Source organism: Xenorhabdus ehlersii (genome assembly GCF_003610465.1).
Classification (GTDB): domain Bacteria; phylum Pseudomonadota; class Gammaproteobacteria; order Enterobacterales; family Enterobacteriaceae; genus Xenorhabdus; species Xenorhabdus ehlersii.
This window is the reverse complement of sequence record NZ_RAQI01000004.1, coordinates 206,854-219,725: the sequence shown is the minus strand read 5'-3', so window position 1 is coordinate 219,725 and position 12,872 is coordinate 206,854. Positions and strand designations below refer to the sequence as shown.

Genomic DNA, 12,872 nt, shown 5'->3' with positions numbered 1-12,872 from the left:
TTACTTGGAGAAAAGCAATGAAAAAAATTTTGAGTCTGTTACTGGCGAGTGCGACTGCCCTTGCTATTTCTGCCCCTGGCTATGCCGGCGAAGATTTTGATGCTATCAAAGCCTCTGGCGTCTTTAAGGTTGGCACGGAAGGCACTTATCCTCCTTTTACCTACCACGATGCCAGCAATAAATTAGTCGGCTTTGACGTGGATATCGCCCGGGAAATAGCCCAGCGTTTGAATGTCAAACCTGAATTTATGGAAGTTAAATGGGATGGCTTGATTGCCGGGTTGGATGCTAAACGTTTTGACGCTATTATCAACCAAGTCGGCGTCACCCCCGAACGGGCAGCGAAATACAGTTTTTCCATTCCTTACACGACTTCTCAGGTTGTGTTGATCACCCGTAATGATAACAGTGATATTAAAACCTTCGCAGATATTAAAGGTAAACGCTCAGCTCAATCACTGACCAGCAATTACGGGCAATTGGCAACGTCTTACGGCGCGAGTTTGGTTAGTACAGACGGTTTCAACCAGGCCATTGATCTGGTCGCTACCGGACGCGCTGATGCCACACTCAATGATCGCCTATCATTCCTTGACTTCAAAAAACAGCGCCCTAATGCACCAGTAAAAATTGTCGCCCAACAAACCGATGCGAGTAAATCAGCCGTTTTGCTACGTAAAGGGGATGCTGAGTTACTGGAAGCAGTGAATAAGGCTCTGCAAGAGATAAAGGATGACGGTACATATGCCCGTATCTCTGAGAAATATTTTGGCGTGGATATTTCTAAATAAATCTTTCTTTGCCTGAGAATATGGCGTTGTTTTTATCCAGAAAACCCCGTTCTTTAGACGCTGTCACAAAAGGACGGGGAGAATGACACTACATTCTGACGTAATTTCCTTCCACTCCCAAACATTCGTCGTAATTTACTGTATTAGTCGTGTTACACCTAACCTACTTCTCAATTTCATAAATGACTTGATGATTATATAAAGAGGGTCAGTGTGTGGGAAATAACAACAACAAAATTATTTGACCAGTGGTTTAATGAATAATCTGATAAACTACAGGAAGATATTTTGGCTGCTATGCATGTACTGGAAATTAAAGGGTCAATGCCAAGACGACCACTAGCTGATACTTTGAATGGCTCACAGTATCCAAATATGAAAGAACTGCGGATACAACATCTTGAAATCATTATTAAAAAATAACACCCCCCTTCGCAAATCAACATCATTTATTAATGTTAATTAATATACTTAAATAAACTAAAGTATTTAACCAAACGCTATAAAATTTTATGATGCAATTTATTTCACTGAAAACAAAATAACCTACAAATGAGTTAAGGAAAATAAATAATGCTATCAGACATGACCACTGCTTATCGTAAATCTAACGCACTGTTTGCTTTTGTAGAAAGCAAGGCACCACTATATTTAAGCACCCAAGATGGAAAGACTCTGGAGCAACTTGCTCAACTATGCCATGTTTCCCAGGATAGATTCCATCGGCTATTGAATTATATGCAATCCCTTAATGTATTAACAAAAAAAGATAATAAATTTTACCTTACTGAGCAATGTTCATCACTAAGTGATCCAAACAGCCTTGAAACATTACATGTAAAATTCGAATTAAGTCCAATCAGCTGGAACGCCTGGTCACAATACAGTGCGTCCTTAAGTGAAATAAATAGCAAGTCGGCTTTTGAACTTAATCATCAAGAGAAATTTTTTGATTATTTAAGTCATGAACATAATAAAATCCTTAAAACTACTTTTGATAATTTAATGACAAAAATTACCGATGCAATGAATAAACATATTATTGAGCATATTCCTCTAAATGGTATTTCTTCAATCATGGATATAGGAGGAGGCCAAGGCTCTTTAGCCCAAAATATAAAAATGCACTACCCACATATCCAATTTCACGTTATGGATCAGTATAATTTTACTAAGCGAGAATCAGAAGGAATCACTTTTATCAATGGCGATTTCTTTTCCTCTATTCCATCAGGATATGATGCTTATTGCATAAAAAATGTTTTGCATAATTGGCCAGATAATCAAGCCATTGATATTCTCAAGAATTGCCATAAAGCAATGGGTGAAGATTCCGTTTTATATGTTATCGACATGCTTAAAGATCAAAATGATGCAGAGGCAGAATCATTTGATTTACATATGGATATCCTTTTATCAGGTAAAGAACGGTATCAATCAGAATTTGAATCTATAGCAAAACAGGCTGGACTCTCTATCACAAATACATACAACCTGAATTTCTCCCTGACGGGAGGCAGCCAATATATTATTGAAATGAAAAAAATAAAGTCTCAATAACCTGAATTCTGGGTAAATTAGGTAAGCTTATTGCTTACTATCTTAAATGGAAGAAACCGTCACTGAATATTTCCCATTCGGAAGAAGATTTCTTAGTGACGGGCTTAAATAGAACTCAGATACCGTCTCAGTAATTAGACTGTAACCTGATTCCCATAATTATCCATTTAATCTGGATTGTTTGGCTGTAATGTTTCGTGCAAATGAAGCCAGACAGGTGTATCTGCATGAAGATGAAAGACAGCGGTTGACCAGCGAATTGTAGTCTCTTTGTCGGGTTCAGTCTGCTGTTCACGATATAAAATTATAGCCCCATTCTCCCACTCTTCCAAAACACACAGCGAATCCACGACAATATGTAATCCCGGGCGGCTTGCACGTTTAGCAACAAAAAAAACGGCTCAGAGACTCATGATCAAGCATCGTGCCTGTTATCGTGATCATTGAATAATCCTGACTGAAACGGTCAAGGAGTGTCTGCACGTCTCCTTCACCTTTACCAAGCCAGTTCTCAATGGCAACATGAGCCTCCAACACTTCATTAATATAATGGTTCATTATCTATTCTCTTCTGATGATAAAAGATTAAGTTTTATGTTCCGGTTATTAATACTCAAGCTGAGCAGGAGTGGAATAAGGGCACCGGCTGCTGCTGTATAAAATGTCCACATATAAGCCTGTCGCAGTGCGAGATGGCTAATAAACAGATTGAGTAGCAGGCTCAACAGCGCTACACCAAAGCAGAAACTGAGCTGACGGTTTATGTTCCACAATGCACTTGCTTCAGGCATGGCTGTGGCTGATACCTCAAGGAAAGCACTACTCTGGGCGGTACTGCTACACAAACTCCCCCCCATCCCCATCAGTGCAAAAGCCGTCACTAGCAGGTAGTTTTGCCCGTCGTGAGTCACCACCGAAAATAACAAAATGCCTATCGCCTGTAACAGACAACCGGTCATGATGAGTGGTCGTGGTCCCAAGCAGTTAAATGTTTTGCCTGTAACAGTGATCGCTAGAAACGAAGCCAGTGACCAGGGAATCATTAATGCTCCTGTCTCAGCAGCGGACATACCGAGAAATGTCTGCAGATAAACGACGCCAACCAGACTTACCCCCATAAACAGGCCTGGCACGAACTGATAAACCAGCATTGAGAAGCGCATTAATGGGTCAGAAAGGAGATGAAAGCTGAAAAGTGGTGCAGAATGCCGACTACTGCGAATAATGAAAAAGGCCAGCAGAATGATACCTGATAAGAAAAGAATCGTGCCTTTTGCAATGCTTCCCGCCTCACTCATTTTTGTCATTCCGAGTAAAATGAGAAATAGGCCAACACATCCGATTACAAGACCAGAGAAATCGAGAGCTTTATTTTTTTCAGACGTGATCCCGTCATGTAACCATATAAAAGCCAGTATCAGTGTCAGCAGGGTTAGCGGCAGACTGGCAAAGAACACCCAGCGCCAGTTGAGCGTTTGGACCAGCACGCCACCCAAGGCAGGAGATAGTGCAGGGGCTAGTAGCGCTACCAACATAATTGCAGATGAAAGTTTAGCTCGCTCATGTTTTGCATAAAGCGGCCATGTCAACGCCTGACCGACTGGTATCAACAGTCCACCGCCAATGCCCTGCACAACTCGACAAAAAACCAGTTCCTCAAGTGAATGTGCAAATCCAGATGCCGCTGTTCCCAGTGCAAATAAGGCTAACGACAGTAAGAACACCCGCCGGGCACCTGCACGCTGTGTCAACCACGCACTGAGAGGGATAATAAGCGTAAGCCCACATATGTAGCCATGACTGATCCATGCTAACTCTGCCACGGAAACATGCATTTCCTTACCTATAGTAGGATAAGCAACATTGGAGATAAACATATTTACTAAGTCGAGGAAAAAGCCAAGAAGGTAAACGATCGCAACTTTACTACGATAATTCATACTCTCTTCCCTGTTAAAAATGAATAATATAATTCCGGTAATGGGAGGGATAAAGAGCTGGCGCAGTGATACACTGTCAAAAAATATTTGACAGTAAATGGGAGATTTATGCTCAATTTACAGCGTGTAGCAATGTTTGTAGCCGTAGTAGAGACGGGAAGTTTCACATCAGCAGCTACCACGCTCAGACAAACGAAGGCAGTAGTTAGTTTTAATATCCGGCAACTGGAGGAGGAGCTTGGGGTATCGTTGTTGCTACGCACAACCCGACGTCTAGCACTGACGCAAGCGGGGGAAGTTTTTTACCGGCGTAGTGTTCATCTTCTAAAAGAAACAGAAGATATTGTGAACGATGTGCAATTCAGTCATAGCGGATTTAGTGGTGAGTTACGAATAACCAGTACACCGGAATATGGCTCTATAATGATCATCCCCGCTTTAGTGGCATTCGGGCAGGCACACCCGAAGCTGAGTATTCGCCACGTTTCGTCTTCCTATCATGCCGATCTTATTTCAGAGCACTTCGACGTTGCCATTCGTCTTGGCAAATTGGCTGATTCCAGTTATCACGCAGCGTTAATAGACAACTTTTCAATAATCCCAGTGGCCGCGCCGAAATGGATTAAAAATCACCCGATAGATTCGCTTAATACATTAGGTAAGGCAGAATGGGTTATTCATACTCGCCTCCAGTCCCCTCTGCGCTGGCAAGTAACAGGTCCTGAACAGCAGAAGCTCGATTTTTCTATCACTGGACCTGTCAGGTTCTCAACTGACAGTGCTTCTGCGCTGATGAGTTTCATACTGGAAGGCTGCGGTGTTGCGCTGCTACCGGAGTGGCTCGTCCGGTCCGCTCTAGCAAGCGGGGAACTGCAACATTTGCTGCCCGATTACCATTTCCCTTTGCAGGGCGTGTATGCGGTTTATCCTAATACCCGCCACATCTCCGCTAAGGTACGTGCTCTGATTGATTTTCTTCAGAGACGCTCAAGGGACTGGGCTACTAAAAACTGACATCTAATTGCCAGTACAGTTTATTTTCAATATGCCAATGGCTGCGTATGGCACACGCGATAAATTCGGCCAGGGCATCACGGTGGCTGGTAATATAATAGCGCCTTTCATAACGCGCTCTTTCACCTGACCAAAACAGAGTTGATTCACCACCGCCCACGCGCTGACCAAATGGGTAGCCGGGGATCCGATGAGATGTCCAAAGGTATTGCTTGCGACAAGATTAATTCATCACTGGGATTATAAATAAAAAATTCACCTTTCATCAGAATTTGAGCATTTCGCGGCGCGCTTGCATACTTTATATGCTCACCATCATGAGTGATGCTAAACTCAGATATTCCAGACAAATGTTCAATCCGTACAATAGCGTTGCCATTCACCCTATCAGAATAATAGATATGACTGGCAACAGTTCCAGAAAAACAGCAAGCAGCGGCTAAACAACAACCACCGGATACTGCAATAGATAAATGAACATTTTTGGGTGTGAGATACCTGATATTAATATCCCCTTCGGATAAAGGAGGGGCAACGATGGCGACTTTGGGTTGGGTGATAGATTCGCTTATACCAATCGCCATTGAAGATGCTTGATTTCTTATCCAAATCAGATCATGCATGCAACCATGAAAATTCATCTGACACCAGAACAAAAACACGCCCTTGAATTGATGCATGATACTACTCGCGACAGTCGAGTCTGTGATCGCATTAAGGCGGTGCTTTTGGCCTCAGAAGGTTGGACTGCTCAGATGATTGCACAGGCCTTGCGTATTCATGAAAGTACGGTCAGCCGTCACCTGAAAGATTTTATCGCGCAGGAAAAGCTCACCCCAGAAAATGGCGGCTCTGAAAGCCATCTCTCTGCCGAACAAACCGCCGACCTGATTGATTATTTGACCGCCAATTTGATGCATACCACAACCCAAATTGTGGCCTATGTCCAAGCCCGTTGGCAGGTTTCTTTCAGCGTGGGCGGAATGACAAAATGGCTTCACCGCCAAGGTTTCAGCTATAAAAAACCCAAGGGTGTTCCTCATAAATTCGATGCGCACAAACAGCAACAATTTATTGATGACTACAAGGCGCTGAAAGAGGAAGCGGGGCAGAATGAACCGATCCTATTTATTGATGCGGTGCATCCTTCACAGTCCACAAAGCTCAGCTATGGCTGGATGAAAGCAGGAAAAAATCAGGTAAAAGGGATCGAAACCACCGGCAGTCGTACCCGTCTCAATATTCTGGGCGCCCTGAATTTACAACGGATTGAAGACACCGTGATCCGTGAATATCCGCGCATCAATGCCGAAAATATCGCCTATTTCTTCGGTGCGCTCCGAGAAACTTACCCGCTTTCGCAAAAAATCCACATCATTTTGGATGGAGCGGGTTACCATCGAGCCGAGTTGGTGAAAGATATTGCGTATGTCCTGAATATTGAATTGCATTACCTCCCGCCTTACAGCCCAAACCTCAATCCGATAGAGCGATTGTGGAAGTATATGAATGAGCAAGTGCGTAACAATATCTATTTTCCGGATGCGAAGACCTTCCGTGAAACTCTTCGTCACTTTTTTCATGTCACTTTGCCAGAAAAAGCGAAAGAGCTCACGACTCGACTGACTGATAATTTTCAGATTTTAAAACCTGCATCTTCAAGTTAGATTGGTATAAATCCTTTTCATTCATCACTGCTCCATTTTTCTTACGAATTTCCATTTTAATCCCCATCTCTATCCTGATTTCCATGATTTTCTCTTGTAAAACTTTATTATTCTTAATTTCATTGGGATTTTCGTAACCTGTAATCCCTAAACTTTCTGCGTTGATAATAATCATTGGTACAGCAACATCGATACCAGTGACTGGAATACCATTAACTTTGTCAATCAAGTTCCCTGTCGGAAAAAGAGCTTTTGTTTTTGAACATGCGGGATCTTCAAATGACACATTAACTTCTGGGAAATCACCAATAACGCCAGGCATATGTGCCAGTTGGTATTTAGGTGCTACATTCGTCATCGTACACACAATATTTTTATTGGTGTTTGTATTAAAAATACTTAATTTTCCATCAGGCATTAACCATTTTTCTTCCGAAAGATCTCTTATCACCAAAGGTATTGATGAGGTCATATTTCCGCAATTAACCTCCCACGATACGGTGCTACTTTCTTTTTCAAGTTGTGCAAAAGTACTTATCACCTGTTTAGATTGATAATCGATATCAATGATAAAGGCTTTATTGCTAGTGGTTATTCCTCTACCTAACCCCTGTAGTTGTTTATTATTTTCATTTCTTCCTTCCAGGGGCACTCCCATTATATGCCTGAGAATCTCTTCCTTGAGTTCTTTTTTTTTCTGGCAAATATTTTTGTAGTAAAACGATACCTGTTGAAGTTCCGCCTCGCACATAATAGAGAGGAATGCGAATTGGAAAAGATAATTTTTTCATATTATTACCACGATTAAATTGCAAAAGTTATTTTTCCAATGACGGTTATAAATATCAGATATGTAATTTTTCCTTATGTAAGTTTTAATATCAAAAATAAAAACCATAACATAAGAAAATAATTAATCATCATACTTCCTAGATATAAATCCACATAATCACAAGACAGGAAAAATGTATTGCACATATATTCAATAAAACATAAACAAAGACTATATTTTTTAGTAATGAATAGTTAAACACCAATATAACTATCTAATCATACTGTCTTTTATTTATTTTTCAGAAAAAACTGAAGCAGTTATTAGGAGATTACTGACTGTACCCACTAATACCCTCACCGCAACCACATTTCATTGAGGATAAAAGCCTATCATAGACAGAATGAGGTTACTGTGCGATAGCGATTTTAGGTGTTCTGCTATAATTGGACATAAAGACCCCCAACGCTGGTTGCCCAACTCTATTGGAGGCCACTTCATGGAGCACGACTCTTGGATTCAAGGTGTAAATTTGGGTGGTTTATTTCCAGTTGAGGCAAAAACGAAGAGTTTTACCTACATGTTGTTTCATCATGACACCTAAGTTTAATCAACATGCCAGTCAGATAGCTACCTCTACAATTACGTTAGCAGAATTGATTTTTAGAGCAGAAAAAAAGTGCAAATACTATAAAAAATCTCGCTACTATTTCAGATTTCGTTTCCAGACTGACTGCCTTTCATTATGGAGATATTCTAACAACACTTGAAAAACAAGGAAAAAAATAGGTGATAATGATCTTCATATTGCAGGACACGCCAGAAACAAGGGGTTGATTATTGTGACTAATAATACCAGAGAATTTAATAGAGTGGATGGATTAAGAATCGAGGGGTGGATAAAAGAATAAGTGCAATAATTTACTCCGTCAAGTCGTAGTCATAAAAGGTATTCAGGCCATGCATCCAGTCCTGATAAAAATAGTGTCCACCGAATCCCAAGTTTTTTATGAGTATCCGAATTCAGAAGTCTTTTACTTGATTTATTAACTCGCACACCAATTTTATCTTTATTCTTTGCTTTTCTCTTATATCTTTCAGTTATGAGCCCCCCTCTGCAAAGGCATTCGTTATCGTATAAGGTACCAATAATGTGTAAAGAAAAAAGAATAAAAATATGATTCTGCCTGGATATGATAACATATTCACACACCTCATATTAAATAATTAGGATCTACTCCTATTTATGATCCTAGTTGTGTATTTTCCTTTTACGTTATTAAAAATAGTTATCACTTAATGACTATTTTTAATAATACAATTAATTAATGAGTTGATTATTTTGATTGAACTTTTATTAAGATCAGGTTAAACGTAAACGAGGTTTATTTATATAGTATAAGATATAGGGGTATATTATATGTTCCATCAAAGTAAAGCGTTTATAATCAATCGAACTCAAAAGTTAACGGGCGAATATAATGAATAAAAAGACCACATCCACACCCCATGATGCGGCTTTCAAAGAATTCATGACTCAGATTGAAAACGCTAAAGATTTTTTTGACATTCATCTGCCGGAAAAAATCAAGCAATTGTGTGATCTTAGCACATTAGCGTTAACCAACTCGTCATTCATCGACCGACAGTTGCGTTCGAAAATGTCGGATGTCCTCTATTCGGTGAAAACACAACGGGGGGATGGCTATATCTATGTCCTGGTTGAACATCAGTCTACCCCAGATAAAATGATGGCGTGGCGAATGATGCACTATTCGTTTATGGCGATGAATCAGCATCTGCAACAGGGAAACAAGGCACTGCCGCTGGTTGTACCCGTTTTGTTTTACCACGGAAATCGCAGCCCTTATCCTTTCCAGCAGACTTGGACGCAATGCTTTTCATTGCCCGAATTGGCGGAAGAGATATACTTTAATCCGTTTCCGTTAGTCGATGTGACTGTGATTGATGATAACGAACTGGTGAATCATCGCAAAATCGCTGTGATGGAACTGGCGATGAAGCATAAAAATTTGCGGGAGGAGTTTAAGGCAGTGACCACGTTGTTGGCGCAGGTCCTTAAGCACAATTATAATAGTGATAACGATGTGGTTACTATCCTTAATTACCTGTTTAACACGATGGATTCACCGTATTTTGTACAGGTGCTCCAACTACTGATTGAACAGGCAGATAGTCATCAGGAGGCGATTATGAGTATTGCTGAACGATTACAGGAAAAAGGTCGGAAAGAAGGTCTTCAACAGGGTATTCAGCAAGGCATGCAACAGGGTATTCAGCGAGGTGAAGAAAAAGGTCAACGTGAGGCACGACTAAAAATAGCACGTAGTTTGTTAAAAAATGGTGCTAGTATCGAACTGATTATGGAAAGTACCGGTCTGAGCCGTGAAGAACTGCTTTCCCTGCAATAACTCCTCACTCACCTTTACCCTCTTTTTAAAAATATGCAGAGAAAATAATGACAACAAAAACAACACACAATTACGTTATTCGTCCCATCACCCAACAAGACAATGCAGGCATTGCCGCTGTGATCCGTGAGGTCTCTGCTGAGCATGGCTTAACCGCAGACAAAGGCTTTGCCGTCGCTGATCCAATTCTGGATACCCTGTACGAAGTTTACAACCAGCCACACAGCGCTTATTGGGTTGTTGAAATGGATGGCGAAGTCGTTGGCGGTGGCGGTGTTGCTCCTCTGGCTGGTGGTGATGGCGGTACTTGCGAATTACAGAAAATGTACCTTTCATCGGTACTGCGGGGAAAAGGTATTGCCCGGCAAATCGTGAAGCACTCTCTCGAATTTGGCACAGAACAAGGCTTTAAACGCTGCTATCTGGAAACGACAGAGAATCTGAAAGCCGCCATTGCCTTGTATGAAAAGCTGGGCTTCAGCTATCTTGATGAGCCTCTTGGCAATACAGGCCACAGCGACTGTGAAGTCAGGATGCTCAAAGCATTATGATGCTATGATAGCTTTCAATTAAAGATAGTCAGCCCCACGGTTTAAGTGGGGCAATTTGGTTTGACGCAATCTTCAAAAGATCTTAATGGAGTCTGGGTTCATCGTCCTCAGGGGGAAAGAGATCACCGTCATCTTCATCATCAGGCGCATTAGGGTCTTCAAAGTACGTTCCCCAACCGTCGTAATTTACACCGATCTTTCCAGCCAGATCCATGAGCTGTTCAACCTGTACGTCGATCAATTCAGCTTCCAGACGACTTTCGCTGATCACATCACAACACATCAAAACAACACCATCTTCTGTTTCCAGTTCTTCTGCATCCGTTACTTCATAGCCTAATTTAAAAGCTTCAAGGGCTGCCTTTTCCAGTTGGTCGAAGTCTTCTGCCGAAAAATGGTGCTCAATAATATAGAGTGCATCAGGATCACTGCCATCTTCCAATAATTCTTCGATGATCAAGCGAGTTTCTTCACACTGTTCTTCTAAAGCATGTGGGTCTGCCATGCCAATCCCCTCTGTCAGTTGGCTGTCTTGTTTTGCATTCTCCCATCTTTTATGTACAAAGGATATATCTATCCAATTTTGTTCAAAAAGAAATGCATAACATAAGCGGCTGATCTATAACCTGTCTTGATACCTTCACTCCTATAAACTCTGCACACAGGGCTTGTAATTGAATTTTTTATCGATATATAGTGAATATAAATTCAATATTGCCTAATGGAGACAATGCATAATGAACCCATTTTTCAAGCGTTCTTTCCTAAGATTACTTGACATTACTCCCACAGAAATTGATACCCTTTTAACTTTGTCTCATGCATTAAAAGCGAATAAAAAATCAGGTTCTGAATCTCTCTTACTCACAGGGAAAAATATTGCCCTGATTTTCGAAAAAGACTCCACTCGTACACGCTGCGCATTTGAAGTCGCAGCTCATGATCAAGGTGCCAATGTTACTTATTTAGGCTCAAGCGGCAGTCAGATCGGGCACAAAGAATCCATCAAAGATACTGCGCAGGTACTTGGGCGTTTGTATGATGGTATTCAATACCGTGGATATAGTCAGAAAATTGTCGAAACGCTTGCGCAATACTCAGGAGTTCCGGTTTGGAATGGCCTGACTGATGAATTCCATCCAACCCAACTTTTGGCTGATTTAATGACGATGCAGGAACACAGCCAAAAACCACTATCTGAGATCAAATTCGCCTATTTGGGCGATGCCCGCAATAACATGGGCAATACCCTACTGGAAGCGGCTGCACTGACGGGTATAGATCTCCGTTTGGTTGCTCCAACAACATGCTGGCCAGACAAAAATTTGGTTGCGGAATGCCAAAAACAGGCAGAGAAAACTGGCGGTCAGATCACTCTGACAGAAGATATTACGCAAGGTGTAAAAGGGGTCGATTTTCTGTATACCGATGTTTGGGTATCAATGGGAGAACCGAAATCGGTCTGGCAAGAACGTATTGCATTACTGAAATCCTACCAGGTCAATATGGAGGTTGTGAAACTCACAGGGAATCCAGAAGTTAAATTCCTGCATTGCCTGCCGGCTTTCCATGATGAAGAAACAACACTTGGTAAGCAACTGGCAGAGGAATTCAATTTATATGGTGGCCTGGAAGTCACAAATGAAGTATTTGAATCAAAACACAGCATTGTGTTTGATCAGGCTGAAAACCGAATGCATACCATTAAGGCTGTCATGGTAGCAACATTGGTGGAAAACCTCGTGTTGTAATAGTTGATTTATATTTTGCGTCCGCTCATATTGGCAAAAATCAAAATGCTAATATACCCAGCTTATTTAAAGGACGCACCATATAGATCTATATTTTCAATTTAAAGAAGATAACTAAATAAAAATAGTGAATTAACTCACTATTTTTATTTGCATCAACTAATGACACTAACAAAAATAATTTCAAGCATGTTTTTTGATTTTGATACTATTTAAATTGGATTGATAATCAATAATCAGAAAGATTTTGGAAAGAAACAATATTTTAGCAGTAAACTTCAAATTTACCCCCCAACTCATCTCCGCCACAGCAGATAGGCAGATTTTATAAAAAAACACTTATTTTACTCCCATATTAATTACTTTTATATCTCACATTATTGAAATAAAAAAT

At 40.8% G+C, this 12,872-nt stretch carries 13 protein-coding genes and 2 pseudogenes; 7 read left to right on the top strand and 8 right to left on the bottom strand.

The annotated features are described in order from the left end of the window. The first annotated feature begins 17 nt into the window (after positions 1–17). Together BDE27_RS13925 and BDE27_RS13920 are read left to right on the top strand one after the other, a co-directional pair. Positions 18–791: an amino acid ABC transporter substrate-binding protein gene (locus tag BDE27_RS13925; protein ID WP_099133887.1), complete on the top strand. Its 774-nt coding sequence runs from the start codon at positions 18–20 to the stop codon at positions 789–791. A 573-nt stretch (positions 792–1,364) separates the two neighbouring features. Continuing rightward, a complete protein-coding gene (locus tag BDE27_RS13920; RefSeq protein ID WP_099133888.1) occupies positions 1,365–2,351 on the top strand; it encodes a methyltransferase in 987 nt (328 codons plus the stop codon). Positions 2,352–2,518: 167 nt separating this feature from the next. Here BDE27_RS13920 and BDE27_RS13915 read toward each other — a convergent pair. Then, positions 2,519–2,909 (bottom strand): annotated as a pseudogene (locus tag BDE27_RS13915) (DUF4440 domain-containing protein). After that, positions 2,909–4,291 (bottom strand): MFS transporter, encoded by a 1,383-nt coding sequence (locus BDE27_RS13910; protein WP_099133890.1) that lies wholly within the window; start codon positions 4,289–4,291, stop codon positions 2,909–2,911. The pseudogene BDE27_RS13915 and the gene BDE27_RS13910 overlap by 1 nt, the downstream one beginning before the upstream one ends. Positions 4,292–4,399: 108 nt before the next feature. On the opposite strand from BDE27_RS13910, the gene BDE27_RS13905 reads away from it, so the two are divergent. Next, a complete protein-coding gene (locus BDE27_RS13905) occupies positions 4,400–5,305 on the top strand; it encodes a LysR family transcriptional regulator (RefSeq protein ID WP_099133891.1) in 906 nt (301 codons plus the stop codon). Here the strand turns inward: BDE27_RS13905 and BDE27_RS20030 are convergent. Together BDE27_RS20030 and BDE27_RS13895 are read right to left on the bottom strand one after the other, a co-directional pair. Continuing rightward, a pseudogene (locus tag BDE27_RS20030) lies at positions 5,298–5,417 on the bottom strand (ISAs1 family transposase); the annotation flags it as partial. The gene BDE27_RS13905 and the pseudogene BDE27_RS20030 sit on opposite strands and share 8 nt — an antisense overlap. A 34-nt stretch (positions 5,418–5,451) precedes the next feature. Beyond that, positions 5,452–5,946 carry a PrpF domain-containing protein gene (locus BDE27_RS13895; RefSeq protein WP_099133892.1) on the bottom strand — a complete coding sequence of 165 codons (495 nt, stop codon included), beginning with the start codon at positions 5,944–5,946 and terminating at the stop codon, positions 5,452–5,454. Between BDE27_RS13895 and BDE27_RS13890 the strand changes: the two genes are divergently transcribed. Then, a complete protein-coding gene (locus BDE27_RS13890; RefSeq protein ID WP_120211325.1) occupies positions 5,935–6,972 on the top strand; it encodes an IS630 family transposase in 1,038 nt (345 codons plus the stop codon). The two genes, BDE27_RS13895 and BDE27_RS13890, sit on opposite strands and share 12 nt — an antisense overlap. Here BDE27_RS13890 and BDE27_RS13885 read toward each other — a convergent pair. From BDE27_RS13885 to BDE27_RS20510, 3 genes are all read right to left on the bottom strand, one after another. Then, entirely contained in the window at positions 6,917–7,633 is a 717-nt protein-coding gene (locus tag BDE27_RS13885) for a PrpF domain-containing protein (RefSeq protein WP_422645825.1), read from the bottom strand. The genes BDE27_RS13890 and BDE27_RS13885 overlap by 56 nt on opposite strands. Continuing rightward, positions 7,602–7,763 carry a 2-methylaconitate cis-trans isomerase PrpF family protein gene (locus tag BDE27_RS20025; RefSeq protein WP_244208794.1) on the bottom strand — a complete coding sequence of 54 codons (162 nt, stop codon included), beginning with the start codon at positions 7,761–7,763 and terminating at the stop codon, positions 7,602–7,604. The genes BDE27_RS13885 and BDE27_RS20025 overlap by 32 nt, the downstream gene beginning before the upstream one ends. A gap of 902 nt (positions 7,764–8,665) precedes the next feature. After that, positions 8,666–8,746 (bottom strand): inverse autotransporter beta domain-containing protein, encoded by an 81-nt coding sequence (locus BDE27_RS20510; protein ID WP_222941555.1) that lies wholly within the window; start codon positions 8,744–8,746, stop codon positions 8,666–8,668. A gap of 479 nt (positions 8,747–9,225) precedes the next feature. On the opposite strand from BDE27_RS20510, the gene BDE27_RS13870 reads away from it, so the two are divergent. Both BDE27_RS13870 and BDE27_RS13865 read left to right on the top strand, forming a co-directional pair. Further along, positions 9,226–10,176 carry an Rpn family recombination-promoting nuclease/putative transposase gene (locus BDE27_RS13870; RefSeq protein ID WP_099132570.1) on the top strand — a complete coding sequence of 317 codons (951 nt, stop codon included), beginning with the start codon at positions 9,226–9,228 and terminating at the stop codon, positions 10,174–10,176. A 47-nt stretch (positions 10,177–10,223) separates the two neighbouring features. Continuing rightward, the gene (locus BDE27_RS13865; RefSeq protein WP_099132571.1) at positions 10,224–10,727 is read left to right on the top strand and encodes a GNAT family N-acetyltransferase; all 504 of its coding nucleotides are present in this window, start codon (positions 10,224–10,226) and stop codon (positions 10,725–10,727) included. Positions 10,728–10,809: 82 nt separating this feature from the next. On the opposite strand, the gene rraB is transcribed toward BDE27_RS13865, so the two are convergent. Then, complete coding sequence (gene rraB / locus BDE27_RS13860; RefSeq protein WP_099132572.1) at positions 10,810–11,232, bottom strand: ribonuclease E inhibitor RraB; 423 nt, start codon at positions 11,230–11,232, stop codon at positions 10,810–10,812. Between the two features lie 232 nt (positions 11,233–11,464). Between rraB and argF the strand changes: the two genes are divergently transcribed. After that, positions 11,465–12,478, top strand: a complete 1,014-nt coding sequence (gene argF, locus BDE27_RS13855; RefSeq protein WP_099132573.1) for an ornithine carbamoyltransferase — start codon at positions 11,465–11,467, stop codon at positions 12,476–12,478. Positions 12,479–12,872: the final 394 nt, after the last annotated feature.